21 protein-coding genes and 1 riboswitch are annotated in these 26,078 nt (G+C 74.7%); of the genes, 5 read left to right on the top strand and 16 right to left on the bottom strand.

Annotated features, from left to right (window positions below; genetic code table 11):
* Nucleotides 1-215 precede the first annotated feature (215 nt).
* Nucleotides 216-393, bottom strand: a riboswitch (M-box (ykoK) riboswitch).
* A gap of 288 nt (nucleotides 394-681) precedes the next feature.
* The 3 genes from ACSNOC_RS11200 to ACSNOC_RS11210 all read right to left on the bottom strand — a co-directional run bounded on the left by ACSNOC_RS11200 (nucleotide 682) and on the right by ACSNOC_RS11210 (nucleotide 3,760).
* A complete protein-coding gene (locus ACSNOC_RS11200) occupies nucleotides 682-1,194 on the bottom strand; it encodes a hypothetical protein (RefSeq protein WP_436747192.1) in 513 nt (170 codons plus the stop codon).
* 287 nt (nucleotides 1,195-1,481) lie between these two features.
* Nucleotides 1,482-2,831, bottom strand: coding sequence for an NAD(P)-binding domain-containing protein (locus tag ACSNOC_RS11205; protein ID WP_436747193.1), 1,350 nt, complete (start codon nucleotides 2,829-2,831; stop codon nucleotides 1,482-1,484).
* A gap of 227 nt (nucleotides 2,832-3,058) precedes the next feature.
* A complete protein-coding gene (locus ACSNOC_RS11210; protein ID WP_436747194.1) occupies nucleotides 3,059-3,760 on the bottom strand; it encodes a TVP38/TMEM64 family protein in 702 nt (233 codons plus the stop codon).
* A gap of 303 nt (nucleotides 3,761-4,063) precedes the next feature.
* Here ACSNOC_RS11210 and ACSNOC_RS11215 point away from each other — a divergent pair, with 303 nt between their 5' ends.
* Nucleotides 4,064-4,324, top strand: a complete 261-nt coding sequence (locus tag ACSNOC_RS11215; protein WP_436747195.1) for a hypothetical protein — start codon at nucleotides 4,064-4,066, stop codon at nucleotides 4,322-4,324.
* A gap of 57 nt (nucleotides 4,325-4,381) precedes the next feature.
* Here ACSNOC_RS11215 and ACSNOC_RS11220 read toward each other — a convergent pair whose 3' ends face one another.
* Nucleotides 4,382-5,542: a low temperature requirement protein A gene (locus tag ACSNOC_RS11220; protein WP_436747196.1), complete on the bottom strand. Its 1,161-nt coding sequence runs from the start codon at nucleotides 5,540-5,542 to the stop codon at nucleotides 4,382-4,384.
* Between the two features lie 472 nt (nucleotides 5,543-6,014).
* Here ACSNOC_RS11220 and ACSNOC_RS11225 point away from each other — a divergent pair, with 472 nt between their 5' ends.
* Complete coding sequence (locus ACSNOC_RS11225) at nucleotides 6,015-7,085, top strand: oxygenase MpaB family protein (RefSeq protein WP_436747197.1); 1,071 nt, start codon at nucleotides 6,015-6,017, stop codon at nucleotides 7,083-7,085.
* 73 nt (nucleotides 7,086-7,158) lie between these two features.
* A complete protein-coding gene (locus ACSNOC_RS11230; protein ID WP_436747198.1) occupies nucleotides 7,159-7,812 on the top strand; it encodes a maleylpyruvate isomerase N-terminal domain-containing protein in 654 nt (217 codons plus the stop codon).
* 41 nt (nucleotides 7,813-7,853) lie between these two features.
* On the opposite strand, the gene ACSNOC_RS11235 is transcribed toward ACSNOC_RS11230, so the two are convergent.
* Nucleotides 7,854-8,552: a TetR/AcrR family transcriptional regulator gene (locus ACSNOC_RS11235; protein ID WP_436747199.1), complete on the bottom strand. Its 699-nt coding sequence runs from the start codon at nucleotides 8,550-8,552 to the stop codon at nucleotides 7,854-7,856.
* A gap of 115 nt (nucleotides 8,553-8,667) precedes the next feature.
* Between ACSNOC_RS11235 and ACSNOC_RS11240 the strand changes: the two genes are divergently transcribed.
* Entirely contained in the window at nucleotides 8,668-9,087 is a 420-nt protein-coding gene (locus ACSNOC_RS11240) for a helix-turn-helix domain-containing protein (protein WP_436747200.1), read from the top strand.
* Nucleotides 9,088-9,097: 10 nt separating this feature from the next.
* The gene (locus tag ACSNOC_RS11245) at nucleotides 9,098-9,514 is read left to right on the top strand and encodes a VOC family protein (RefSeq protein ID WP_436747201.1); all 417 of its coding nucleotides are present in this window, start codon (nucleotides 9,098-9,100) and stop codon (nucleotides 9,512-9,514) included.
* On the opposite strand, the gene ACSNOC_RS11250 is transcribed toward ACSNOC_RS11245, so the two are convergent.
* The 11 genes from ACSNOC_RS11250 to glgA all read right to left on the bottom strand — a co-directional run bounded on the left by ACSNOC_RS11250 (nucleotide 9,492) and on the right by glgA (nucleotide 26,068).
* On the bottom strand, nucleotides 9,492-11,168 hold the full coding sequence (locus ACSNOC_RS11250; RefSeq protein ID WP_436747202.1) for an ABC transporter ATP-binding protein: 1,677 nt from the start codon (nucleotides 11,166-11,168) through the stop codon (nucleotides 9,492-9,494). The genes ACSNOC_RS11245 and ACSNOC_RS11250 overlap by 23 nt on opposite strands.
* Nucleotides 11,165-12,907 (bottom strand): ABC transporter ATP-binding protein/permease, encoded by a 1,743-nt coding sequence (locus tag ACSNOC_RS11255; protein ID WP_436747203.1) that lies wholly within the window; start codon nucleotides 12,905-12,907, stop codon nucleotides 11,165-11,167. The genes ACSNOC_RS11250 and ACSNOC_RS11255 overlap by 4 nt, the downstream gene beginning before the upstream one ends.
* A gap of 6 nt (nucleotides 12,908-12,913) precedes the next feature.
* On the bottom strand, nucleotides 12,914-13,939 hold the full coding sequence (locus ACSNOC_RS11260) for an ABC transporter substrate-binding protein (RefSeq protein WP_436747204.1): 1,026 nt from the start codon (nucleotides 13,937-13,939) through the stop codon (nucleotides 12,914-12,916).
* Nucleotides 13,936-14,766, bottom strand: coding sequence for an ABC transporter ATP-binding protein (locus ACSNOC_RS11265; RefSeq protein ID WP_436747205.1), 831 nt, complete (start codon nucleotides 14,764-14,766; stop codon nucleotides 13,936-13,938). Before ACSNOC_RS11265 ends, ACSNOC_RS11260 begins: the two co-directional genes overlap by 4 nt.
* A complete protein-coding gene (locus ACSNOC_RS11270; RefSeq protein WP_436747206.1) occupies nucleotides 14,763-15,830 on the bottom strand; it encodes a FecCD family ABC transporter permease in 1,068 nt (355 codons plus the stop codon). Before ACSNOC_RS11270 ends, ACSNOC_RS11265 begins: the two co-directional genes overlap by 4 nt.
* A 568-nt stretch (nucleotides 15,831-16,398) precedes the next feature.
* A complete protein-coding gene (locus tag ACSNOC_RS11275) occupies nucleotides 16,399-18,198 on the bottom strand; it encodes a glycoside hydrolase family 15 protein (RefSeq protein ID WP_436747207.1) in 1,800 nt (599 codons plus the stop codon).
* A gap of 171 nt (nucleotides 18,199-18,369) precedes the next feature.
* Nucleotides 18,370-19,632, bottom strand: a complete 1,263-nt coding sequence (locus ACSNOC_RS11280) for a hypothetical protein (protein WP_436747208.1) — start codon at nucleotides 19,630-19,632, stop codon at nucleotides 18,370-18,372.
* 162 nt (nucleotides 19,633-19,794) lie between these two features.
* A complete protein-coding gene (locus tag ACSNOC_RS11285) occupies nucleotides 19,795-20,433 on the bottom strand; it encodes a class I SAM-dependent methyltransferase (protein WP_436747209.1) in 639 nt (212 codons plus the stop codon).
* Between the two features lie 231 nt (nucleotides 20,434-20,664).
* A complete protein-coding gene (gene glgB, locus ACSNOC_RS11290) occupies nucleotides 20,665-22,872 on the bottom strand; it encodes a 1,4-alpha-glucan branching protein GlgB (protein WP_436747210.1) in 2,208 nt (735 codons plus the stop codon).
* A complete protein-coding gene (locus ACSNOC_RS11295; protein ID WP_436747211.1) occupies nucleotides 22,869-24,884 on the bottom strand; it encodes an alpha-1,4-glucan--maltose-1-phosphate maltosyltransferase in 2,016 nt (671 codons plus the stop codon). Before ACSNOC_RS11295 ends, glgB begins: the two co-directional genes overlap by 4 nt.
* Nucleotides 24,885-24,901: 17 nt before the next feature.
* Nucleotides 24,902-26,068 carry a glycogen synthase gene (glgA, locus tag ACSNOC_RS11300; RefSeq protein WP_436747212.1) on the bottom strand — a complete coding sequence of 389 codons (1,167 nt, stop codon included), beginning with the start codon at nucleotides 26,066-26,068 and terminating at the stop codon, nucleotides 24,902-24,904.
* Between the last annotated feature and the right edge of the window lie 10 nt (nucleotides 26,069-26,078).

Consider the following 26,078-nt stretch of genomic DNA (forward strand, 5'->3'; position numbering starts at 1 on the left):
GGGGGGTAAAGGGGGGCGGTTACCGGCCGGCGGGCGCGGGACCAGCGGTACCGGCAGCGGCGGCGGGGCGGGTGACGGGCACGGCGGAACAGAGCCGCTCATGGCCCGGACTACTGCCGTCCATCACTCGCCTCCTTCCGGCCGGTGACACCGACGACGGTCGGTGTCGTCATCGACGCGGCAGGGGGACCAGTCCCGGGGAGCCGGGAACGGCTGGTTCACCCCAACTCGTCAGAGCTTTGGCACTGCACGGCGTGATCCCGGCCGGCGAGCCGGGAAGCCACTTGGGGTCACCCCTTGGGCCGGGGAGACCTGTCCTGATCCGGAGCGTCTCTCGACGGGTGGGATCAGTGGCCTGTGTCCGTGCAGACGCCTCACCGAACGAGGTGCCTTCCGTACAACCTCGCCCACCCTACTCCCCGGCCCGGATTCCGTCCCGCCCCCTTGACGTGACTTTGACGACGGGCACGCGGGGGGCCCTCGCGACCCGGAGAAACGGGTCCACTTCGCCGGCCCTGCCGCTCCGCCCGCCAGGACCCGCTGATCCGCGCCGCCGAGGTCGCCGACGTCGCGGCCCTCGACGAACTGAGGCCGTGCCCGGTACACCGGCGGTTCCCCCGCGCGGGTCGTGCGGGGGAACGGGCGCCGGGCGTGGACGGCGCAGGGGCGGACGGCCGACGCTCAGACGAAGGTCAGCACCTCGGTTCCGCTCAGGTGGCTCACGCCGTCGCCCAGGCAGGCCAGGAGGTCGGGCTGGGGCAGGACCATCTGGTAGACGGCCGTGCGCCCCTGGTGCAGCCCGCCGGTCACGGTGCCCTGCTCGGTGACCAGCACGGTGCCGTTGACGAGTCGCTCGATCGCGGTGGTGGTGTAGGTGACGTGGCTCGTCTGCCCGGTGTCCCAGAAGTACGTCGTGGTCGACACGGTGAACAGCCGCAGAGAGGTGCAGCCCGCCGTGGTCCCGTAGCTGTCGGCCGCGAAGCCTCCGGTGACGCCGCCGCTGAGGCAGACGAAGTCCTCCCTGCCGGACACCCGCGTCGGCTTCGGGACGGAGGTCAGCGGGGGATCGTAGGAAACGGTCACCGTGCCCCGGCACAACAGCGCCTGAGCGGGGGCCGGGGCGTCGGCGGCCCGCGCCGTGGGGGCGGCGGCCGTCAGGGGGAGGGCGAGCAGGCAGAGCAGGGATCCCGCCACGGATATCAGGCGCCCGCGCGGGCCGGTCCGTGACACCCGGGTTCCGCGCGCGGGCCGATGTCTCTCTCTCATGGGTGCGTGTTCCTCCTCGTCGTCGCCAGGGTGGTGACGTGTGCGGGTCATGCCCCGCTGCCGCCGCGGCGAGACGGGCGCACGGGGAGCGACCGGAGCACGCGACACCCCGGAACGGCGCGAGGGCGTGGGCGCACGCCCCTTCGTGGGCGCGGACCACCCGTGGGAGGGCGTCGCCGAGGCGGCGGGTCCCGCCGGTACCCGCCCCCGAGCGCTCACCTCACCGCCGGGTCCGGGTCCGGGGGCCCGGGCCGGGTGCCGAGCTGGACCAGGGCGGGGGCCGGGGCGCAGCAGCCGCCCGCGCTCTCGGCGCCGGTCTCGTCGAACAGGCCCGCGCCGCCGCAGACTCCGGTCTCGGGCAGGGTCAGCTCCACGCGGGCGGCGGCCTCGTGGTCGCCGTCGAGGGCGGCGGCGATGGAGCGCACCTGCTCGTAACCGGTCAGCGCGAGGAACGTCGGGGCGCGGCCGTAGGACTTCATTCCGGCGAGGAAGACGCCCGCCTCGGGGTGGGCCAGCTCCTTGACGCCGTGGGGGTACACGGTGCCGCAGGAGTGGACGTTGGGGTCGATCAGCGGCGCCAGCGCGACGGGGGCGGAGAGCCGTTCGTCCAGGCCGAGCCGGACCTCGGAGAGGAACGACAGGTCGGGGCGGAGGCCGGTCAGCACGATCACCTGGTCGACCGGCTCGGTGCGGCGGCCGTCCTCGGCCACCAGGACCAGCCGGTCGCCGTCGCGCTCGACGGCGGCGGTGCGGAAGCCGCTGACCGAGGAGGCGTGGCCCGCCTCGACCGCCGCCTTGGCCCGCAGGCCCAGGGCGCCCCGGGCGGGGAGCTGGTCGGCCTCGCCGCCGCCGAACGTGCCCTCGCCGATGCCCCGGCGGAGCACCCACACGGCGTGCGTGCCGGGCTCGTCGCGGGCGAGGCTGGCCAGGGCCGCGAGCGCGGTGAAGGCGGAGGCACCGGCGCCGACGACGGCGGTGCGCTTCCCGGCGTACCGGGCCCGGACGGCCGGGTCGTCGAGGTCGGGGACGCGGTAGGCCAGGCGGTCGGCCGCCGCGGCCTCTCCGGTGGCCGGACAGCCGTCCGCGCCCAGGGGGTTGGGCGTGGCCCAGGTGCCGGAGGCGTCGATCACGGCCCGGACGGTGACGCGCTCGCCGGTCGCCAGGTGGACGGTGAAGGGCTGCTCGGCGCGACCGGAGTCGACCACGCGGTCGCGCCCGGCGCGGGCCACGCCGGTGACGCGGGCGCCGTACCGCACCCGGTCCCCGAGCGCGTCGGCCAGCGGCTGGAGGTAGCGCTCGGCCCACTCGGCGCCGGTCGGGTAACCGCCGGGCCCGGGGCGGGTCCAGCCGGTGGGGGCCAGCAGCTTCTCGGCGGCGGGGTCGACCAGTTCGCCCCAGGTGGAGAACAGGCGGACGTGTCCCCACTCCCGCACGGCGGCGCCGGCCACGGGGCCGGCCTCCAGCACCAGCGGGGTGATGCCGCGCCCGGTGAGGTGGGCGGCTGCGGCCAGGCCGACGGGACCCGCACCGATGACGGCGACGGGCAGGCCGGTGGGCTCGGACATGGGTGACTCCTTCGCTCTTTCGCTCTGCGTCCGGTGGATCGACATCCATCGATACAACGCACCTTGGCACCCGTATCGACGCCTGTCAACATAGACGCATGTCGAATCTGGGCCGGTGGAGCGGGAGGCGCGCGGCGCGGCACCCGCGTCTCCTCCGGGGGCGCACCCTCCGTCGTGACCGCGAGGCCCGGACGGGCTCCGCCCATCCCGGGACGACGGCCGGGCGTTCACCGGACGGCGGGAGCCGTTCGGTGCTCGTCCGGCGCTCCACCGGCGCGGGCCCGTCCCGTACGACGGAGGACCACGCGCCGCAGGACCCACGCTCCCAGCAGCGCACCCCAGGCGGCGGCGGGCGCCCAGAGCCAGGCGGAGGACGGCGTGGCGGCCGACGCGCCGGTCAGCACCGAGACCGCGTTGCCCGGAAGGGTGCCCAGCAGGGTCGCGACGGCGAACGGCAGCCACCGCGCCCGCGAGAAGGCCGCCCCCAGATTGACGACGGCGAACGGCATGACCGGCAGCAGCCGCAGCATCAGAACGCTGGTGAAGGCGCGGTCCGACAGCCGCTGTTCCAGGGCGGCCGGCATTCCGGAGCGCAGCACCGGCCGCAGCGCGTCGCGCCCGAGGAGGCGTCCGAGGGCGAAGCCGAGCAGGGCGCCCAGCGTGGTGCCCGCGGCGGCCAGGAGCACCCCGTGGCCGACGCCGAACAGCGCACCGGCGGCGGCGCTGAGCGCGGGCTTCGGCACGAACGCCAGCGTGCCCAGCGCGTAGACCGCCACGAAGAGCGGCCAGGACCACCCGCCGGTGCGCGGGCGGAGCAGACGGTCCGGCCCGATCACCACCACCGCACAGGCGGCGACGGCCAGGAACAGCGCGAGCAGCACCAGACGGCCCCAGGGTGACGTCGCGGCCCGCGCCGCGACCCACGGCACACCGCGACGGGGGCCGACCGACACGGCCGGGGCCGGTGCTGCCCCGGGGGACGACGCGTCCCGCGTCACGGGAGCGTCACCGCGCACCCGCCGAGAGGCGCGGCGCCCGCGGGCCGCGCACTCCGCCCCACGCTCCCCAGTGGCCGCACAGCCGAGTTCCTTCCCGCAGCGTTCGAGGTCCCCATGGTAGGAGGCCGCGTGCGCCACCCCACCGGTCGGCCGTCCCGCCGACGCGGGCACCCCGGGCGGCGGTCCGGACGTTCAGCAAGGGAACGCGGGGCAGGCCGACGTGGGGAGGATCCGATGACCGCACCCGGTCGAGACGGAGACCGCCGCGCGGTCGCGCGCCGCGCGGCGGTCGCCGCGCTGGGCGCCGTGGCCGTGGCTGGCGCGTTCCCCGGCCGGGCCACCGCCACGGCCGTGGCACAGCACGCCCCCTGGCCCGACCCCCTCCCCACCACGGCGGCCGTCACCCCGTACGGCACGTACGTGATCGACGGCCGGCTCCCCGACCTCTTCTCCGGCACGCCGGCGGACGGCTTCACCATCCGCCGCGCCCCGTAAGTCTCCCGCCGACGCGTTTCCTTCGCGGGCGGCGTCGGGGGCGTCGGTTCCCGCCGGTCAGGTCACCGCTCGACCGGCGGTGCGGCGGTGGACGGTGATCAGCTGGGCGGCCAGGGTGGCGGCGACGGCCAGGCCCATGCCCAGCACCGCGCCGCCCACCCCGAGGGCCGGCGCGGCCAGGCCCAGCGCCAGAACGGCCGACGTGCCGACGACCACCAGCAGCGGGTGTCCGACGGCGCCGGTGCCGGTCAGGCGGTGCAGGACCTCCAGGGCGGCCAGGACGATCGCCACCGGCACGGCCACCGCCAGCCCGGCGCCCCGGTCGCTCAGGTGGGCGTGGTGCTCGGTGGCGTCCAGGGCCACCCCCAGCCCGGCGCCGATGGCGGCCAGCGCGGCGAACACCAGGTAGTGGCCGTATCCCCAGCCCAGCGCGGTACGCAGGCCGGGCAGGGCGACGTCCTGGCCGGTGAAGTAGATCCACCACAGGCCGAAGACCAGCAGCAGCCCGCCCACGACGATCATCAGCAGCTCTCCGGACAGGCCCCGGTCGGTCACGGCGGACCGGACCGCCGCGAGCGCGGCGAGGATGACTTCGCCCAGCACGATGATGGTGAACAGCCCGTACCGTTCGGCGATGTGGCCGGGGTGCCAGCCGGTGGCCCGGCCGCGGTACTCCGCCCAGGCCGGCACCGCCAGCTCCGCGGCCACCAGCACCAGGAACGTGACCCACGCCCACGCGCCGTCCGTCCACAGCCGCGCGATCCAGCCCGCCTGCACCACGGCGATCCCGGCGGCGTACCGCAGGGCCGCGGCCCGGCCCCCCGGGTGTTCCGCGGCGGCCCGCAGCCACTGGGAGACCATCGCCACCCGCATGATCACGTAGCCGACCACCACGGCGGTGAAGTCACCGTCCACGAAGGCGTCGTGCACGCCCGCGGCCAGGACCAGCACCCCGGCCATCTGAACCAGGGTCAGCAACCGGTAGGGCACGTCGTCGGTGTCGTAGGCGGACGCGAACCAGGTGAAGTTCATCCAGGCCCACCACACCGCGAAGAACACCGAGGCGTACCCGGCCAGAGCCGTGCCGACGTGCCCCTCCGCCAGCGTGTGGTGCAACTCGGCGGCGGCCTGGGCGACCGCGACCACGAAGGTCAGGTCGAACAGCAGCTCCAGCGGTGTCGCGGCGCGATGTTCCTCCTCCGGGTCACGCCCCCGCATGGTCCGCCGCACCGCACCACCCCGTCGCACACCGGTCGTCGCGCCGCTCACCGTTCTCTCCCTCTCCCGGCTGTTCACGGTTCAATGTCTCACGCTCCCGGCCGGGGCCGCCGGGGCGGCTCAACGGGGGCGGAGGTCCGAGGGGCCGCTTCGCCGCACTGACCGGCGGCGCGGCGGGGCCGGAAGGGGCGTGCGGGAGGTGACAAGCCGCTCGGCCCGGGCTGTCACGTGCGGTCAGGAAACGACCGGCCCGTGGGACGACCGTTGACGCGCCCGGAGGGGAAGCCTAGCGTTTTTGGAGAACCGCCGAGTTCTTGAAAGTCCGGCCGTGGGACGGAGTGGGCACGCGCACCCGTTCCCGTCCCTCGTCGAGGCCGTGCCGCCCCGGTCCGCTCCCGCCCACGCCGGTGGCCGTCCCCGCACCCACCGGCGCGCTGGCGTCCTCCGCCCCGCACACCTAGGAGCGCAGTCCATGACCGAAAAGTTCGCCCTCCCCCGCCGGAAGGACATCCAGCCCGCCGAGGACTACGGGTTCTTCGGACCCGACTCGGTCACCTGGAAGGTGTGGAGCTACCCCACCTCCCTGACCGTCGGCTTCCAGCGTGCCGTGGTCATCGAGGAACTCGACCCGGCCCTGGTCACCGCCGTCACCGCCACCTACGACATGTTCCGGCGGCCCCGCACCCGCTACGGCCGCACCCTGACCTACTTCGCCCTGGTGGCGTTCGGCGACACCCGCACCACCGCCAAGGCCGCCGACGTGCTGGTGAAGGTGCACTCCAAAGCCGTCGGCACCGAACCGCTCAGCGGCAAGGAGTACGACGCCAACGACCCCCACTCCCAGTTGTGGATCCTCCTCACCGCCTGGCACTCGATCCTGTACGCGTACGAGAAGTACGGGCCGGGCAGGCTGCCGCCCGAGGAGGAGGCCCGCTACTGGGAGGAGTGCGCGGTCGCGGCCGAGTTGCAGACCTGCGACCCGGCCGACGTGCCCCGGACCCGTGCGGGCATCCGGCAGTACTTCGAGGCGACGCGTCCGCGGTTGGTGGGCTCCGAGATGGCCCGCCACGCCATGAATCACCTGCTGGACAGCAAGGTCATGCTGCCCGACATGCGGTGGCCGATGGGGTTCGTGGCCGAGATCGTCTCCGCCGTGATCGACAAGGCGACCATCGCCACCATGCCCCGGTGGATGCGCGAGATGGCCGGGCTGCGCCAGTCCCGCCTGGTGGACGCGCTGCTCGTGCCCGTGATGCGCGTGGGATTCCGCGTCGTCCATCTGAGCCGGCGGCTGGAGCTGATCCTGCTCGCCGTGCTCTCGCCGCGCACGGTGCCGATCGCGGGCCCGATGCTGCTGCGCCTCCCGCCGCGGACCCCGGAGACGCTCACCCCCGCCGAGGCCCGGCAGCGCTACGGCTACGACAGGCCCTCGGAGGCCCACCCGGAGCTCCGCAAGAAGCAGAAGGACAGGGTGCGCGCCGGGACCCGCACCAGCGACGAGGGCCTGGGCGAGTCCGAGCCCTACCTGGGCTCCACCGCCTGAGGCGGGCCGGGCGAACCGGCCGGCCGCCCCACAGCGTTTGTCCGCCGTTCCGGTGAGGGGCTAGCGTGCCGGAGTGGATCTCTTCTCGCGCTCCTGGACGGCGCTGCGCACGGCGGTCGGCGCCCTCTCCGACCAGGACTGGGAACGGCCCTCCGGGTGCGCCGGCTGGCTCGTGCGGGACCTCGTGTGCCACCTGGTCATCGACGCCCAGGACGTCCTGATCACGCTGGTCACGCCCACCGAAGCCGAACCGACCGTGGACGCGGTCACCTACTGGCGCCTGGTGGAGCCCCCGACCGGCGAGGACCCGCTCGACGCGCTGATTCCCCGGCTGGCCGCCGCGTACGGCGAGCCGCGGTGGCTCGCGTTCCACTTCGACGACGTCGGCTCCGCCGCCGGGCGCGCCGCCGAACTGGCCGACCCGGGCGTCCGCGTCAGCACCCGCGACGACGTGCTGACGGCCGGCGACTACCTGTCCGCGTACGTCATGGAGTGGACGGTGCACCACCTCGACCTGATCGCGCACCTGCCCTCGGCCGCCGGGCCGCCCGCCGAGACGCTCGCCGCCGCCCGCGCGTCGCTGGAGAAGATCGCCGGGGCGCCGTTTCCGGCGTCGTTCTCCGACCGGGACGCGCTGCTGGTCGGCACGGGACGGCGCGCTCCCACGGACGCCGAGAGGGCCGCGCTGGGCGAACTGGCCGCGAGGATCCCGTTCGTGCTCGGCTGACCCGGCGGACTCGGCCGAACGCGCCGCCGCCCCCGGCACGCTCAGGTGTCGCCTGGCCGCCGCTCGGGCTTCTCGCCGAACAGCGCGAAGATCGTGGCCAGGAACGCCGGCTCCAGCTCGGGGATCGCCTCGGCACCCCGGGTGTGGAGGCAGTGGCGGATGCGCTCCGCCATGCCGCCGACGAGGATGTCGAAGGCGTCGTCCGGCAGTTCCGGCCGGCTCGGGTCGGCACCGCGCACCACGTGGTTGTACGTCAGCCGGTACAGCTCGGCGATGCGCGTCGACCGCCTCGTGTACAGCGCGGCGACCTCGGGACCGGCGGCCAGGGCCTCGATCATGAACGTCCAGGCCGCCTTGGGGTGGGCCGCCAGCAACGTCAGGTAGGCCCGCAGCGACACCCGCACCCCGGTCCGCCAGTCCGTGTACGGCACTTCCTGAAGCGGACCGGCCACCTGGCTGAGCCCGGCCGTGGCGCCCTCCCGGAACGCGGCGAGGAAGCACGCCTGCTTGGTGGGGAACTGGCGGTAGAACGCCTCCCGGGACGTGCTGGCGCGCTCCACGATGTCACCGATCGTCACGGAGGCGTACCCCTTCTCCGCCGTGGTCTCCAGGAACGCGACCAGGAGACGGGCGCGCTGGGAAGCCTCCACCTCCTCCCGGCTCAGGCCGTGCCGACTCGGCAGCCGCTGCCCGACCCGCGCGAAAGCCTGCAGCGCCGAGGGAACGGGTGACTCGCTCATCAGCCCATGCTAACCGGCCGGCCCGTCCGAACAGCGGGCCCCCGCACGGTGATCGGCTCCGCTCCCGCCACGGGGAACGTCCCGGCCGCGCGGGGCGGTGTGGGATGGTGGTCGGGTGAAGCTGGAGGACCTGGTCCGGCTGCGGCGGGCCCGTGACCTGATGGACCGCGCGTACGCCGAGCCGCTCGACGTTCCGGCGCTGGCGCGCGCCGCGCTGATGTCGCCGGGCCATTTCTCCCGCAGCTTCCGCGCCGCCTTCGGGGAGACGCCGTACAGCTACCTGATGACGCGCCGCATCGAGCGGGCCAAGGCGCTGCTGCGGCGCGGCGACCTGTCGGTGACGGAGGTCTGCTTCGCGGTCGGCTGCACCTCGCTGGGGTCGTTCAGCTCACGGTTCACCGAGCTGGTCGGCGAGAGCCCGAGCGCGTACCGGGCCCGCTCCCATGACGAGGGCGCCGCCATCCCGGCCTGCGTCGCCAAGATCCACACGCGACCGGTCAGGAACGGAGAAGCGAAACCCCGGCCCCGCCCGTAGCGTGAAGCACATGGACATCACCCTTTCCCAGTGCTTCATCGCCGTCGACGACCACGACAAGGCTCTCGCCTTCTACCGGGACATCCTCGGCCTGGAAGTACGCAACGACGTCGGGTTCGAGGGCATGCGCTGGGTGACCGTCGGCGCGCCGTCGCAGCCCGATGTGAACATCGTCCTCGAACCGCCCCTCGCGGACCCGAACGCCTCACCCGCCGACCGGCAGGCCATGGCGGAGCTGCTGGCCAAGGGCCTCCTGCGCGGCGTCATCTTCGCCACCGACGACTGCGACGCCACCTTCGAGCGCATCAGCGCGGCCGGCGGCGAGGTGCTGCAGGAGCCGACCGACCAGCCTTACGGCGTCCGGGACTGCGCCTTCCGCGACCCCTCCGGCAACATGCTGCGCTTCACCCAGCCGCGCGGTCAGTGACCCCCGGCCGGGCCTCCTCGATCGTGCCGTCCCGGAGCACCAGCACCCGGTCCGCCGCCCGGATGGTGGCGGTGCGGTGGGCCACCACCAGCGTCGCCCGCCCGTCGGCCCGGTGGCGCAGCGCCGCGCGCACGGCGGCCTCGGCGTGCGCGTCGAGGTGCGCCAGGGCCTCGTCGAGGATGAGGACCGGGGCGTCGGTGAGCAGGGCGCGGGCCAGGGCGACCCGGGCCCGCTGGCCGCCGGAGAGCCCGTTCCCGCCTTCGCCGACCGGGGTGCCGAGCCCCTGCGGCAGGCCGCACGCCGGGTCGAGCAGCCCGGCCGCGGCGGCGGCCTCGCGGACGCGCTCCGGCGGGGCGTCGGGCCGCGCCAGCCGCACGTTGTCGGCGATGGTGCCGGTGAGCAGGTCGATCCGCTGCGGCACGGCGGTGATGCTCGCTCGCAGGTCGGCGTCGCTCAGGTCGCGCAGGTCCACGCCGCCGATGCTGACGGTGCCGTCGTCGGGGTCCCACAGGCGCAGGGCCAGGCTCACGCAGGTGGACTTGCCGCTCCCGGACGGCCCGGTCAGGACGACCGTCTCGCCCGGCCGCACGGTGAAGCTGACCCGTTCCAGCACCGCCGGCCCGGACGGGGCGTAGCGGAAGGCGACCCCGTCGAAGACGAGCGCCCCGCGCGCCGGGCCGGGGGAGCGCGCGGGCTCGGGCACGGCGGGTGGGGTGGTGAGCACCTCGGCGACGCGTGCGGCGGCGGCGCGCAGCGTTCCGGCGTTCCGCAGCAGCGCGGAGATCTGGCCGATGGGTCCGAGCGCCACGGTGGCCAGCGTGAACGCCACCGGCGCCAGCGTGGGGTCGAGACCGGCCGTCCGTCCGGCGACGAGAGCCAGCGCCGTCGTGCCGGCGGCGGCGACGGCCAGGTCCGACAGCGCCGCCTCCGCGCCGCTCAGCCGGGCGGTGCGCGCCTGGGCGCGGGTCAGTGCGCGGGTCGCGCCGGCCAGGGCCGCGCGCCGCCGTTCCAGGGCGTCCCCGCCGGCGCCCGCGAGCTCCCGCATGCCCTGCACGGTGTCGACGATGTCGGCGTGCAGCGCGGCGTTGGCCGCGGTGAGCGCCGCGCCGCGGCGGGCCGCCGCCGGGCCGAACAGCCAGGGGAGCGCGGCGATCAGCAGCAGGCACGGCAGCCAGGCCAGGATCAGCCACGGGGCGAGCAGCAGCGACAACGCCGTGGTGACGGCCAGCAGCACGCCGGAGACCAGGAGTTGGGCGGCCGTGTGCGCGAAGAGCCACTCCAGCGTCTCGACGTCCGACAGCGCCACCGCGCCGAGGTCGCCGCTGCGCCGCGGGTCCCGGCGGGCGGGCAGCGATTGGCGCAGCGCGGCGAACACGCGGGCCCGCAGGTCGGCCAGGATCCGGTAGGCCAGATCGTGCGCGACGTACGACTCGCGCCAGGTGGCCAGCGCGCAGAGCACGGCGGTCAGCACCAGCGCGGCCGACAGCGGTCCCACGGCGGACGCCTCGCCGCGCAGCGCGAGGGAGAGCGTCAGGGCGCCGAGCAGCCCGAGCGCCAGCACCCCGAGCTGCACCGCGAGGTTGGCGGCCAGGGTCCACAGGAACACGGCGCGGTGCCGGGCGAGATGCGGCAGCAGCCGCCGCAGGGCCGTCACGCGGCTTCCTGGCGCCGCACCAGGGCGCGGTAGAGGCCGGACGGGCGGGCCATGAGCTGGTCGTGGCTGCCGGTCTCCGCCACCCGCCCGTCGGCGATCACCGCGATCACGTCGGCGTCGCGGACGGCGCCGAGCCGGTGCGCGATGACGACACGGGTGCGGTCGGCCAGCTCCGTGGTGAGCGCCCGGGTGATCGCCCGTTCGGTCGGCGCGTCGAGGTGGGAGGTGGCCTCGTCCAGCACGAGGACCGGCGCCGTGGTGACGAACGCCCGGGCCAGGGCGAGGCGTTGGCGCTGGCCGCCGGAGAGCGAGCTGCCGCGTTCACCGAGCACGGTGTCGTAGCCCCGGGGGAGCGCGGTGATGAACGCGTGGGCCTGCGCGAGGCGGGCCGCGTGCCGCAGCTCCTCGTCGGTGGCGTCGGGCCGAGCGAGACGGAGGTTGTCGGCGACGCTGGCGTGGAAGAGATAGGGGTCCTGGTGCACGACGGCGACCGCGGCGCGCAGCGCGGCCAGGGAGTAGCCGGGCAGCGGGTGGCCGGCGAGCAGCACCCGGCCGTCGTCGGGGTCGTCGAGGCGTTGCAGGAGCCGGGCCAGGGTGCTCTTGCCCGCGCCGGAGGGCCCGACGATGCCCAGCAGGCCGCCCGGGGGGCAGCGCAGGGTGAGGCAGTCCAGCGCCGGCCGCGCCGCACCGGGCGCGCCGGGGTGGGCGTAGGTGACGCGGTCGAACCGGATCTCCGGGCCTTCCGGCCGCGCACCCCCCGTCGGGAGGGGGCGGGTGCCCGTGTCGCGGACCCGGGGCGCGGCCGTGAGCAGTTCGTCGATGCCGTCCACGGCGGTCAGGCCGAGGTAGCCGGCGTGCCACGCCGAGGACAGGTCCGCGAGCGGCCGGAAGCATTCGCGGGCGCCGAGCAGGAAGAGGAAGGCGTGCGCCGGCGGGGCCGTGCCGGTCAGCGCGGACCGGCTGACCACGACGAGCGTGGCCGCCGTCCCCGCGTGGACCGCCAGCGCGCTCAGCCCGCCCTCCACCAGCGAGGTGCGGAGCTGCGCCATGGTCGCCCGGTACAGCCGCCGCCCCTGCCGGGCCAGTCGGCCGCCGACGCGTTCCCCCGCGCCGAGCACGCGCAGGGTCGGGATCGCCTGGGTGGCCTCCAGATAGTCGGCGCTGAGCCGGGTCAGGCCCGCCCAGCGGTCCCGGCCGCGCCGCAGCAGCGTCGCGTCCCAGAACCGGGGCACGATCACGGCGACGGCGACCGCGCCGGCGAGCACCGCGGCGGCGGGCACCGAGAGGGTGCACAGCCAGGCCACGACGGCGGGCGGCACGATCAGCACGACCAGGAGCTGCGGCAGGTAACGGGAGTAGTAGGCGTCCAGCCCCTCCACCCCGGAGACCAGCGTCGCCTGGACGCGCCCGGCCCGGGACCCGGCCGCGTACGCCGGGCCCAGCTCCCCGAGCCGGGCGACCAGCCGGTCCCGCAGCCGGACCCGGACGGCGATGCCGCACCGCACCCGCAGCGGCTCCGCCAGCCCGAGCAGGGCGGCGCGCAGCACCAGGAACGCCGCCGCCCACACCAGCGCGGTCACCGCGGCGTCCCCGGCGCCGGAGAAGAGGTGCCCCAGCGCGTGCGCCACCGCGACGGCGTGCCCCACGGAGGCCGCGGCGACGCCCAGCGACATCAGGGCGCCGGCCAGGACGGGCAGGGTCACCGCGCCGGCGAGCCGGAGCAGTCGGCCGTGCAGCACCGGGGATCAGAACGCTTCGGGATACAGACCGCGCGCTATCGCGGCGACCGCGTCGACGTTGCCCAGCGTGCCGGGGAAGACGTCCGGGCCGGACACCGCGATCAGCCGGTCGTTCCGCACCGCGTCCAGGTCCGGGAACGTGGTGGTCAGGAAGTCGCGGGTGGCCTGCTCGTGTTCGGGGCTGTTGACGGTGAACACCAGCGCCTGCGGGTCCCGTTCGGCCAGCACCTCGGGGTTGATCTGCGCGGCAAAGAAGTCGGCGAACGCCGGGTCCTCGGGAGCGAACACGTTGTCGCCGCCCGCGAGCCGGACGATGTCGTACTCGATGCCGGCGCCGATCGCGGAGAGCGTGTCGCCCTCCACGTAGACCTGGGCGACCGTCAGCGGTTCCCGGCCTTCGAGCCGTCGCGCGGTGTCGTCCAGCGTGGCGCGGGCCTCGTCGGCCAGGCGTGCGGCGGCGTCCTCGGCGCCGAAGACACGGCCGAGGTTCTCCAGGTCGGTGAAGAGGTCGTCGACGGTGCCCGTCATGCGGCGGTCGGCGCAGCCGCCGGTGGCGATGTAGGCGTCGACGCCCGCGTCGTCCAGCTGCGCCAGGCTGGCGAAGCCCTGTTCGGCGGTGAACTCGTAGGCGGTGGGCGCGAAGACGAAGTCCGGTGCGGCGCCCAGCAGGACCTCCCGGGTCGGCGGGGCCTCGTCGCTGAGCACGGGGATCGACTCGGCCGCCGCCCGCAGGTCCTCCGGCAGCGGCGCGGCGTCGGTCTGCGCCTGCCCGGCGATCCGCTCGCCCAGGCCCAGGCGGAGCAGCAGTTCGGTCTGGGCGGGGTGAAGTCCGACGACCGCCTCCGGGGTGCCGGAGACGGTGATCTCCCGGCCGCAGTTGCGGACCGTGGTCGCGGCCCGGCCGTCGTCCTCCCGCTGGTCGTCGGCCGGCTCGGTCACTCCCGATCCGCAGGCCGTCAGGGCGCCGGCGAGGCCGAGCGCGAGAAGGACGCCGGTGGCCGTGCGCGGCCGGGGGCGGGGGGAGTGGGTCATGGCGCGTGCTCCTTGGTGGTGCGGTCGTGCGGTGGTCCGGGAGTTCCGGAGGGTTCCGGAGGCGGGGGCGAGGAGAAGGCGATCAGCGGCCTGCCGGTCCCGGGGTGGGTGAGCCGGTGGGCCCGGACGCCGAACACCTCGCGGATCAGCGCGGGTGTCAGCACCCGCGCCGGCGGGCCGTGGGCGACGACGCGCCCGGCCCGCAGGACGGCGACGATGTCGCAGTGGGCCGCCGCCAGGTTCAGGTCGTGCAGCGCGGCGAGCGTGGTCAGCCCCAGGTCGCCGACGATGCGCATCAGTTCGAGCTGGAACGCGATGTCCAGATGGTTCGTCGGCTCGTCCAGCACCAGCACCTGGCTCTCCTGGACCAGCGCCCGGGCGAGCAGCACGCGCTGCTTCTCGCCGCCGGACAGCGCGGCGAAGGGACGTTCGGCGAGCGCGGTGGCGCCGACCCGGGCGAGGGCGCGTTCGGCCAGCGCCAGGTCGTGCGGGGAGTCGCCGCCGAAGCCGCGCTGGTGCGGCAGGCGGCCGAGCAGCACGACGTCCAGCACCCCGAGATCGAAGTCGGCGGTGGTCTCCTGCGTCATGACGGCGATCCGCCGGGCCACGGTCCTGGGCGGCAGCCGCCACACGTCCTCCCCGCCGACCCGGACGGTCCCGGTGTGCGGCCGGGCGACCCGGTACAGGCTGCGCAGCAGCGTGGACTTGCCGCTGCCGTTGGGGCCGATCAGCCCGGCGACCTGCCCGGGTTCGACGCGGAACGTCGCGCCGTGCACGATCCCGCTGCCGCCGATCGCGATGCCGACGTCCGAGAATTCGACGATCACCGCAGCATCCCCGCCCGGGCGGCACGACCCTGACGGATCAGCCAGAGGAAGAACGGGGCGCCCGCGACGGCGGTGACGATGCCCAGCGGGATCTCGGTGGGGGCCGCGACCGTCCGGGCCAGCAGGTCGGCGGCCATCAGGAACAGCGCCCCGCCCAGGATCGCGACCGGCAGCATCCGGCGGTGGTCCGCGCCGACCAGGATGCGGGCCGTGTGCGGGACGACCAGCCCGACGAAGCCGATGCCGCCGCTCACCGAGACGATGGCACCGGTCAGCAGGGAGGCGGCGACCATCAGCCGGGTCCGCAGGCGGCTGACGTTCACACCCAGCGCGGTGGCGCTCTCGTCGCCGATCAACAGGGCGTTCAGCGCCCGGGTGTTGGCCAGGGCGTAGAGGGTGACCGCGGTCAGCGCGACGGCGGGGACGGCCAGTTGGCCCATGGTGGCCGCGGAGACGCTGCCCAGCAGGAAGAACAGCACGCTGAAGACGTTCTGCGCCTCGGTCGTCAGCGTCAGGTAGCTGGTCACGGCGCTGAGCAGGGAGCCGAGCGCCACACCGGACAGGATCATGCGGGTCGGCGCCAGCAGGCCCTGCTGCCGGGCCAGCAGGTAGACCGCGGCGGTCGCGGCCAGCGCGCCGGCGAACGCGGCGCTGCTGAGCGCCAGTCCGGCCACGGCGGCGGAGCCGAGGGTGATCACGGCGACGGCCCCGACGCCGGCGCCCGCGGAGACGCCCAGGACGTACGGCTCGGCCAGCGGGTTGCGCACCACCGCCTGCATCAGCGCCCCGGCCAGCGCGAGCCCGGCCCCGGCCAGCCCGGCCAGCAGCGTCCGGGGCAGCCGGAACTGCCAGACGGCCTGGTCCTGGAGCCGGGTGACCGACCCGTCGCGCATCCAGGGCGCGTCGGGTATCAGATGCCCGGCGACGATGCGCGCCACGTCGGTGAACGGCACCTCCGCCGGGCCGGTCGCGCCGGAGACGAGGAACGTGCCCAGGATCGCGACCCCCAGGACACCGGTCAGCACCCGCGGGAACCGGCGGGCGGTCGGTCTGCTGACGGACAACGGCGGCTTCCTTCGCGCTCGGTGTGCACGGATCACCGGGCGGCGGCCGTGACGGATCCGGGCAGGACTGATGAAGCCCTTCGCCGGATGTGATGATGGGAATGATTTTCATGACGATATACAGGGCCCTGCCCGCGGGGCAAGGGGCGATCACGGTCACCCGGCGTGGGCCTCGCGCCGTCCAATGCGCGGCGTGCGCGCGGGGTCGCCGGTGTCCGGACGGCAGCCGCCGGGCATCAGTCACCGCGCGATCGAGACCGGCTCCGCGAGCGCGCGTCACGCCCGCGGCGGATGGGCCGGGAACCGGCCGACGCGGACCGAGGCCGGATCGTCCGCGGCCACTCCCGCACCTCGTACCGGGCGGGTGCCCGCCAGCCGGTGCGGGTCGCAGGGCGGCTCCGGGCGGATCCGTCGCGCCCCGGACCGCGGCACCGGACTTCGCCGGTTCGGCGCCGGGGCGGGACGTCCACGCGATGACGCCGGTCGCGCCGCCGCGGGTGAAGGGGCACCGCGACGGTCCTGGCGTGCGCGATGTGCGTGCCCTCATGCCCGCACAGCTGCCGGACGCTCACTTCCCGTCGGCGAGGGTGGCGATGGGGCTGCCGGAGAGGTAACGGGCGGTGTTGACCAGGCCGACGGCGCTGAACGCCTGGGGGGTGTTGCCGAGCTGCCGCCCCGCCCGCACGTCGAACTCCTCGCTCAGCAGGCCGACGTCGTTGCGCAGCGACAGCAGTCGTTCGAACAGCTCCCGCGCCTCACGGGTGCGGCCGGTCCCGTGCAGGGCGTCGGCCAGCCAGAAGCTGCACGCGAGGAAGGCGCCCTCGTCGCCCGGCAGGCCGTCGACGTTGCCGTCCGCCTCGTTGGCGTAGCGCCGCACGAGCCCGTTCTCGCCCAGTTCGCGCCGCACCGCGTCCACCGTGCCGCGCATCCGCGGGTCGCTCCAGGGCAGGAAGCCCGTGCGCGGCAGGAGCAGCAGCGCGGCGTCCACCCCCCGCGAGCCGTAGAACTGGGTGAAGGTGTTCCGCTCGCTGTCGTACCCCCGCTCGCACACCTCGGCGTGCACCTGGTCGCGCAGCGCCGCCCACCGGCGGGCGTCCCCGGGCAGGCCCAGATCGCGCACCGCCCGCACCCCCCGGTCGAACCCGGTCCAGGCCATCACCTTCGAGTGCACGAAGTGCCGGCGGTCGCCCCGCACCTCCCACAGGCTGTTGTCGGGCTGGTCCCAGTGGCCCTCCAGGTGCTCCAGCAGCGCGCGCTGGAGGTTCCAGGCCGACTCGGACGGGGCCAGCCCGGTCTCCCTGGCCAGGTGCAGGCTCTCCAGCACCTCGCCCCACGTGTCGAGCTGGTGCTGATCGGCGGCGGCGTTGCCGATCAGCACCGGTGCCGAGCCGTGGTGGCCGTCGAGCCAGTCCAGGGTCTGCTCGGGCACCCGCCGCGAGCCGTCGAGGTCGTACATGATCCGCAGCTCGGCCGGGTCGCCGGCGACCGCGCGCAGCAGCCACTCGCGCCAGGCCCACGCCTCGGCCACGAAGCCGGTGTCCAGCAGCGCCTGCAGGGTGAACGTCGCGTCGCGCAGCCAGCAGTACCGGTAGTCCCAGTTCCGCGAACCGCCCAGGCGCTCGGGGAGCGAGGTGGTGGCGGCGGCGACGATGCCGCCGGTCGGCGCGTAGGTGAGCGCCTTGAGCACCACCAGGGCGCGCCGCACCTCGGCCACCCACTCCCCGTCGTAGTCGCACGCCGTCATCCAGGACGTCCAGAAGCGCTCGGTGTCGGCCACCGCCTTCAGCCCCTCGGCGGGCTCGGGCGCCGGCAGGTGCGAGCGCTGGTGGGTCAGCACGAGCGGGACGCGCTGCCCGGCCTCGACGGTGAAGTCCGCCCAGGTCGTCGTGTCGGGCCGCACGTGCGTGCCGACCGGGGTGTGCAGCCATACCGCGTCGGGGCCCGCCACCGCGCGCAGGTCCCCGTCCTCCCGGGTCACCCACGGCCTGATGTGCCCGTAGTCGAAGCGCAGGCACAGCTCGGTGCGCATCGGCACCCTGCCGGAGACGCCTTCCACGATGCGGACCACGGCGGGCGCGTCGCGGCCCGGCGGCATGCAGTCCACCACGCGCACCACGCCCTCGGGCGTGTCCCACTCGCTCTCCAGCACCAGGGAGTCGCCGCGGTAACGCCGGCGGGTGGCCGGCCCTCCGCGCCGCGGGCCGAGCCGCCAGCGTCCGGCGCGTTCGTCGTGCAGCAGGGCCGCGAAGCAGGCCGCCGAGTCGAAGTCGGGCAGGCACAGCCAGTCGATCGAGCCGTCCCTGCCGACCAGGGCGGCTGTCCGCAGATCGCCGATCAGCGCGTAGTCCTCGATGGCTGCGGTGGGCATCGAACCTCCCAGGCCAGCCCGCGGAGGCTCGCCGCTGCGGCGAGTATCCCGGACGGGCCCCACCGAAACCGCACCTGCTGTGGCCGGGCGGTCACGTACCGTCGTCCGTGCGCGCCGTGCCCCGCCCGGGCCCGCCGGTCCGCGGGCGGTCGCCGCGACAGCCCGCGGGCCTCAGCCGTCGACGCGCCAGTGGAAGCCGAACCGATGATTCGGCTCGGTCTCGACCCAGCCGAACACCTGGCCGTCCTCCGTCACATGGGTGGCCTCGCCCGCGCCGAAGCCGTCCGGGAGGCCCAGGTCGACCAGCCGCCCGTTCCGCCACAGCGCCGGGCGCTTGACCCCCGCCCGGTCCCGGCACCAGCCTGCGACGTCCCGGCGGCTGTTCACGGCGCTCCCCGACGCGCTGTACCCGTCGGGGACGGGGAGGAACGACATCTCGCCCCCGGACCACAGGAACGGCTGCGCACCGTCGCTCCACCCCGGCCGCCGGTACCCCACGAAATCCCCCCAGCGGTTGATCAGCCAGTCGCGTCCGGTGAGCCCGAGCTCCAGGCCCCCGGCGCTGGACACCGTGCTCGCCTGCCCGTCCCGGAAGACGAAGACCTGGTTCCTCCCGGAGCCCCCCGTGTACTCGCCGATGACCGTTCCCCAGCCGTTCATCGCCCGGAAGAGGGGGACGCGGCCGTCCGGGGCGATCCCAGTGACATCCGTGGCCTGCCCCCGGTGCCAGAAGAAGGCCGTGGGAGCGCGGTACGGCGGGCACTCCGCGTCCGTGTCGCACGGGTCGTACTCCGGCGCCGTCATGCCGAAGACGTGTCCCAGGTCGCTGAGCCCCAGCGCGAACGGCTGGTAGTCCGGCGCCGGGAGGGGCGGCTCGATGGCCTGCCGGCGTGTCCCCGTGTACAGGTACAGGCGTGCGCCCGTGGTGCCGTCCTCGTTCTCGACCACTTGCTGAACGGTGAACTGCCCCACCTCGTTCACGGTCCCGGCCGTGGAGCCGGGGCCGCCCACCTCCCTCGGCCGGGTTCCGCCCGGACCCCACACCATCGCCGTGACGTCGTCCGCGCCGGGCGCCGACGTCCGGTGACCCGCCATCGCCCCCCGGGAGTTGATCTCCGTCACGGTGGGGCGCACGCCGTCCACCGGAGGGACCGCCGGTACCATTCCCTCCCGCTCCGACCACAGCGCGTAGTAGTTGCGGGTGTGGTCCTCCTCGTCGATGGCGAGGCCCAGCACCCGCCCGCCGGAAATCCCCGAGGGGGTGGCCATCCACAGCGTGCCGTCCGCCGACCGCAGCGGCGTCGCCGTCACCCCCGGGGCCGTCACCCGAGGCGCCGTCGCCCGCGCGGCCCCCGCCCCCGCTCCCGCCAGCAGCGGCGCGCATAACGCTCCCGCCACCACCGAACGTCTGCTGATCCCGTTCCCTGCGGCCATGTCCACCCCTCCGCGCGCACACCGCTGCCAACGGCCTCCACTGTGCGGGAGCGGTGCGCCGGAAGGCCATGGGCCCGCACCCGGTGTCCCCGGATTCATCACGGCCTTCGCGGCGCGCGCGCACCGGCTTGTCACCGGGCGACGAGGCGCGCCCCGGCGTGTCTACCGCGCCCGCATCAGCAGATGCCCCCGGCGGAACCGCTCGTCCTCGTGGGGCTCGCGCAGCATCCGGCCGGCCTCGGCGAATCCCGCCTCGCGGGCCAGCCCGGCGAGGTCGTCGATCGGCCATCGGTAGGCCGTCGTCACCTTGTGGTCGAACGCGGCCACCGGCCCGCCCCCGGACTCGAAGAAGCCACACAGGAGGGCGCCGCCCGGGGCCAGGACCCGGCGGAACTCGGCGAAGTAGGACGGTATGTCCTCCGGCGGAGCATGGATGACCGAGTACCAGGACACGATGCCGCCCAGAGCGCCGTCGGCCAGGTCCAGGGCATCCATCGAGCCGACCTCGAACCGCAGGTCCGGGTAAGCCTCGCGGGCCAGGCCGATCATCACCGGCGACAGGTCGACACCGAAAACGTCCAGCCCCAAGTCCCGCAGATGGGCCGTCACATAGCCGGGGCCACACCCCAGTTCGGCGACGGGCCCGGCATCAGCGGCTCGCGCGAACTCGGCGAACGCGGCGAGAACCGCGCGATCCAGGGGCAGATGGTCGAGCGAGTCACGGATGAGATCGGCGTAGCGAACGGCGATGGCGTCGTAGGCATCCACTGTCGCCGCGAGGTACGAGGGAAGTTCCGTCACAGGGGAGACACTAGAGCTCGTTGCGATCCGGTCCGGCGACTACCCCCTCGGACCAGGCAAGGCACCGGTCCGGGCCACCGCCCTCACCTCTCACCGCGGGCTCGCAGCCGGAGTCTCGGATCCCGGCCGGGCGCGGCCCCGGCCGTTCACGCCCCGGTGATGCGCTGCTCGTACGGCGCCCCAGGGGCCGTCAAGACCCGGGTGCCCGGACGAAGCCCGGTGGCCGCCGCCTCACGGGCGGCTCCCCGGCGGCGTGGCCGCCACCGGCTCCAGCCACAGCGTGCCGTGCGCCGGTACCCGGATGACCGCCGAGGCGGGACGGCCGTGCCAGGGCCGGTCGGTCGCGGTGACCGTGCCGAGGTTGCCCGTGCCGGACCCGCCGTAGTGTTCGGCGTCGGTGTTGAGGACTTCGCGCCAGGCACCGGCGGCCGGCAGGCCGATCCGGTAGTCCTGGTGCGCGGTGCCCGCGAAGTTCGCCACGCAGGCCAGCACCCGCTGTCCGGGGTCGGCCGGGTCGAGGCGGAGAAAGCTGAACACGTTGCCGGCGCGGTCGTCGGCCTCGATCCAGGAGAACCCATCGGGGCTGTGGTCGGCCGCGTGGAGGGCGGGAGTCGCGCGGTAGTGCCGGTTCAGGTCGCCGACCAGGGCCGCGATCCCCGCGTGTGCCGGATCGCCGAGCAGGTCCCAGTCGAGCGACCGCTCGTGCGACCATTCGCCGGGCTGGCCGAACTCGCCACCCATGAAGAGAAGTTGCTTGCCCGGGTGGGCCCATGTGTAGGCCAGCAGCGTCCGCAGTCCCGCGGCCTTGTGCCACCGGTCGCCCGGCATGCGGTCCCACAGCGAGCCCTTGCCGTGCACCACCTCGTCGTGCGAGAGCGGGAGCATGAAGTTCTCGCTCCAGGCGTAGGTCAGGGCGAAGGTCAGCTCGTCGTGGTGGTACGACCGGTGTGCGGGGTCGCGTCCGCTGTAGCGGAGCGTGTCGTTCATCCAGCCCATGTTCCACTTGAGGCCGAAGCCGAGGCCGCCGTGTTCCGTCGGCCGTGTGACGCCCGGCCACGACGTGGATTCCTCGGCGATCATCATGACGCCGGGATGCTCGCGGTGGACGGTCGCGTTGAGCTCCTGGAGGAAGCCGACGGCGTCCAGGTTCTCCCGGCCGCCGTGCGCGTTCGGCAGCCAGGCCCCGTCGGGCCGGGAGTAGTCCAGGTACAGCATCGACGCGACGGCGTCGACCCGCAGTCCGTCGACGTGGAACTCGGAGAACCAGTACAGCGCGTTGGCGACGAGGAAGTTGCGGACCTCGGGCCTGCCGTAGTCGAAGACGTGAGTGCCCCAGTCGGGGTGGTCGCCCCGGCGCGGGTCCGCGTGCTCGTACAGCGGCGTGCCGTCGAACCGGGCCAGCGCCCAGACGTCCCGCGGGAAGTGCGCGGGGACCCAGTCCAGGATCACGCCGATGCCGTGGCCGTGCAGGGTGTCGATCAGATGACGCAGGTCGTCGGGTGTCCCGAACCGGGACGTCGGCGCGTAGTAGGAGGTCACCTGGTATCCCCAGGAGCCCCCGAAGGGATGCTCCGCCAGCGGCATCAGCTCGACGTGGGTGAAGCCCATCCGCGTGACGTGGTCCGCGAGTTCGGCCGCCGCCTCGCGGTAGCCGAGGCCCTGGCGCCAGGAGCCGAGGTGCACCTCGTAGACGCTGACCGGTGCGCGGTGCGGTGCGGACGCGGCGCGGGCGGCCAGCCAGCCGGCGTCGTTCCAGCGGTACGCGGACGTGAAGACCACGGACGCCGTCGCGGGCGGGGTCTCGGCGCGGAACGCCAGCGGATCGGCCTTCTCGTGCCAGGTGCCGTCGGCGCCGAGGAGGCGGAACTTGTACGCCGTGCCCGCGCCGACACCCGGCACGAACAGTTCCCACACGCCCGAGCGGCCCAGCGACCGCATCGGGTACGCCTCGCCCGACCAGCCGTCGAAGTCGCCGCACACCCGGACGCCGCGAGCGGTCGGCGCCCACACCGCGAACGACGTGCCCGTCACCCGGCCCGACGGGGTGTCGTAGTGGCGCACGTGGGCCCCGAGCACGTGCCACAGCCGCTCGTGCCGGCCTTCGGAGATCAGGTGCAGATCCAGCTCGCCCAGCGTGGGCAGCCACCGGTAGGGGTCGTCGAGCACGACGGTGCCCTCGCGGTGGCGCACCTCGAGCCGGTAGTCGCCCGCCGGACCGTCCACCACGGCGGCGAACAGCCCGCCCGTCACGCGGGACATCGGGATCCGGGCACCGCCCGTCAGGACCGCGACGGCCTCCGCGTCCGGCCGGTACGCCCGCACGACCGTCCCGCCCGAGGGGTGCGGGTGCGCGCCGAGCACGGCGTGGGGGTCGCTGTGCGCGCCGCCGAGGAGCCGGTCGACGTCCTCCCGGGCCGGCGCGGCGTCCTGGGCGCTCACGCTTCGCCGCCGGGCCGCACGGGCGGCGGGTCCAGCCGCACGATGTGGCAGACCGCGTGGGCCGGGTCCAGCCGCACGAAGGCGGTCTCGCCCCACTGCCAGGTCTGCCCGGTCACCTCGTCGCGCGCGGTGAGCGACGCGTCCCAGGGGTGGCCGAGCGCGGGCAGATCGAGCCGCAGCGTGCCCTGCTGGGCGTGGTGCGGATCCAGGGTGACCACGACGACCACGGTGTCGCCGGTCACCGGATCCTGCTTCGAGTACGCGATCAGCGCGTCGTTGTCGATCCCGTGGAACCGCAGCGTGCGGAGCTGCCGCAGCGCCGGGCGCCGGGCGCGGATGGCGTTGAGCATGGTGAGCCACGGTTCGAGCGATTCGCCGGCGGCGAGCGCGGCGGCGTAGTCCCGGGGGCGCAGCTCGTACTTCTCGGAGTCGAGGTACTCCTCGCTGCCCTCGCGGGCGGCCCGGTGCTCGAACAGCTCGTAGCCCGCGTACACGCCCCACGTCGGGGAGAGCGTCGCGGCCAGCGCCGCCCGCAGCGCGAACATGCCCTTCCCGCCGTGCTGGAGCGACGCGTGGAGGATGTCCGGCGTGTTGACGAACAGGTTGGGGCGGGCCTCGTCGGCGTGCGCGACGAGCTCGGTGCCGAACTCGGTGAGCTCCTGCTTGGAGGTGCGCCAGGTGAAGTAGGTGTAGGACTGGCTGAAGCCGAGCCGGGCCAGGCCGTAGAGCCGGGCGGGACGGGTGAACGCCTCGGCGAGGAAGAGGACCTCGGGGTTCTCCTTCTTGACCGTCTCGATCAGCCACGCCCACAGGTTCGGCGGCTTGGTGTGCGGGTTGTCGACGCGGAAGATCCGCACCCCGTGGTCGATCCAGTGCCGCACCACCCGCAGGACCTCCCCGAACAGCCCGGCCGGGTCGTTGTCGAAGTCGAGCGGGTAGATGTCCTGGTACTTCTTGGGCGGATTCTCGGCGTAGGCGATCGAGCCGTCGGGCCGGGTGGTGAACCACTCCGGGTGCTCCTTGACCCACGGGTGGTCAGGGGAGCACTGAAGCGCCAGGTCGAGCGCCACCTCCAGGCCCAGCTCGGCGGCGCGCGCCACAAACGCGTCGAAGTCGTCCAGCGTGCCGAGCGCGGGGTGGACGGCGTCGTGGCCGCCCTCGGCGGAGCCGATCGCCCAGGGGCAGCCGACATCGTCCGGCGCGGCGGTCAGCGCGTTGTTGCGGCCCTTGCGGTGGGTGCCGCCGATGGGATGGACCGGCGGCAGATACACCACGTCGAACCCCATGGCCGCGATCCGGTCCAGCTCCGCCGCGGCGGTGCGCAGCGTGCCGTGCACGGGCGTGCCGTCGGCGTGCCGGCCACCGGTGGAGCGCGGGAAGAACTCGTACCAGGCACCCGTGAGCGCCCGGCGGCGCTCCACCCATATCCGGTGGGTGCGGCCCTTGGTCAGCAGCTCCCGCACCGGGTGCTCGGTGGCGAGCCGGTGCACCGGCTCGGACAGGGCCCGGCAGACGCGGACCGCCAGTGGCCGGCCGGCGTCCCGCAGGTCCGCGGCGGCCTCGGCGAGCAGCGTCCTGGCGTCGTCGCCACGGACGGCGCGGGCGATCCGGTGCAGCAGCCGCGCCCCCGATTCCAGGTCGTTGGCCAGCTCGTCGGCGTCCTGTCCGGCCTCGGTCTTCGCCAGCACCGCGTGCCGCCAGGTGAGCCACGGATCGCCCCAGGCGTCGACGCGGAACGTCCACACGCCCTCGGCGTCGGGGACGATCGGCGCCGTCCAGCGGTCGGTGCCGACGCCGGCCGACGTCATCCGGGCCGTGCGCGCCTTCGTGTCGTCCGGCCCGCGCCACACCACGGTGGCCCCGACCGCGTCGTGTCCCTCGCGCCACACGGTCGCCCCGACCGTGATCAACTCGCCGACCACGGCCTTCGACGGGAAATCGCCGCCACCGACCACCGGACCGACGTCGTGGATGCCTATCCGGGCTCCGGCGGCACCGCGTCTCCTGATCATGCCCTGCTTCCTCACTCTCACCGGCTCCCGAGCGCCGAGCGGTACACCTTCACGGTCTCCTCCGCGACCGAACGCCAGCCGAACTCCCGTTCCGCCCGCGCCCGGCCCGCCTCGCCCATGGCCCGCGCCCGGTCCGGGTCGCCGAGCAGGGAGTTGACCGCCGTGGCGAGGTCCCGCCGGTAGGCTTCCCGGTCCCGTTCGTCGTAGTGGACCAGCAGTCCCGACACCTCGTGGGCCACGACCTCCGGGATGCCGCCGACATCGGAGGCCACCACGGCCGTGCCGCAGGCCATGGCCTCCAGGTTGACGATGCCCAGCGGCTCGTAGACCGAGGGGCAGACGAAGACGGTGGCCCGGGAGAGGACCTGAAGGACCTCCGCGTGGGCGAGCATCCGGTCGATCCACACGACGCCGGACCTGGCCGCGGCGAGCGCGGCCACCGCGACGGCCGTCTCCTCGGCGATCCCGGGCGTGTCGGGGGCGCCGGCGCACAGCACGATCTGCGCGTCGCGGTCGATCAGGTGGGCGGCGGCGATGAGGTGGTCCAGGCCCTTCTGCCGGGTGATCCGCCCGATGAACGCCACGATGGGCCGCGCCGGGTCGATGCCGGCGGCACGCAGCGCGTCGCCGCCGGGCACCGGCTGGAACCGGACCGTGTCGATGCCGTTGCGCACGACGTGCACCCGGGCCGGGTCGAGCGCCGGGTAGCAGTCCAGCACGTCGGCCCGCATGCCGTCGCTGACGGCGATGACCGCGTCGGCCGCCTCGTAGGCGGTGCGCTCGGCCCACGACGACAGCCGGTATCCCCCGCCGAGCTGCTCCGCCTTCCACGGCCGACGCGGCTCCAGCGAGTGCGCCGTCACCACATGCGGGATGCCGTGCAGCAGCTTCGCCGTGTGCCCGGCGAAGTTGGCGTACCAGGTGTGCGAGTGGACGAGGTCCGCGTCGCCCACCGCGGCGGCGATGGACAGATCGGTGGACAGCGTCGACAGCGCGGCGCCCGCGTCGCGCAGCCGGGGATCCGGCCGGTGGGCACGGGCCCCGGGCCGTGGCTCGCCGAAGCAGTGCACCTCGACGTCCACGCGGGTGCGCAGCTCCGGTACCAGGGCGGCGACGTGGACGCCCGCGCCGCCGTAGACGTCGGGCGGGTACTCGCGGGTCAGCAGTCCCACGCGTTCGGTCATCGGTGTCCCT

The organism is Streptomyces sp. URMC 129, assembly GCF_051386415.1.
GTDB lineage: Bacteria > Actinomycetota > Actinomycetes > Streptomycetales > Streptomycetaceae > Streptomyces.

Coding starts and splice junctions, on each gene's coding strand:
- ACSNOC_RS11205 (WP_436747193.1), bottom strand. CDS start 2,831: ATGTCCGAGCCCACCGGCCTGCCCGTCGCCGTCATCGGTGCGGGTCCC.
- ACSNOC_RS11215 (WP_436747195.1), top strand. CDS start 4,064: ATGACCGCACCCGGTCGAGACGGAGACCGCCGCGCGGTCGCGCGCCGC.
- ACSNOC_RS11220 (WP_436747196.1), bottom strand. CDS start 5,542: ATGCGGGGGCGTGACCCGGAGGAGGAACATCGCGCCGCGACACCGCTG.
- ACSNOC_RS11225 (WP_436747197.1), top strand. CDS start 6,015: ATGACCGAAAAGTTCGCCCTCCCCCGCCGGAAGGACATCCAGCCCGCC.
- ACSNOC_RS11235 (WP_436747199.1), bottom strand. CDS start 8,552: ATGAGCGAGTCACCCGTTCCCTCGGCGCTGCAGGCTTTCGCGCGGGTC.
- ACSNOC_RS11245 (WP_436747201.1), top strand. CDS start 9,098: ATGGACATCACCCTTTCCCAGTGCTTCATCGCCGTCGACGACCACGAC.
- ACSNOC_RS11260 (WP_436747204.1), bottom strand. CDS start 13,939: ATGACCCACTCCCCCCGCCCCCGGCCGCGCACGGCCACCGGCGTCCTT.
- ACSNOC_RS11275 (WP_436747207.1), bottom strand. CDS start 18,198: ATGCCCACCGCAGCCATCGAGGACTACGCGCTGATCGGCGATCTGCGG.
- ACSNOC_RS11280 (WP_436747208.1), bottom strand. CDS start 19,632: ATGGCCGCAGGGAACGGGATCAGCAGACGTTCGGTGGTGGCGGGAGCG.
- ACSNOC_RS11295 (WP_436747211.1), bottom strand. CDS start 24,884: ATGATCAGGAGACGCGGTGCCGCCGGAGCCCGGATAGGCATCCACGAC.
- glgA (WP_436747212.1), bottom strand. CDS start 26,068: ATGACCGAACGCGTGGGACTGCTGACCCGCGAGTACCCGCCCGACGTC.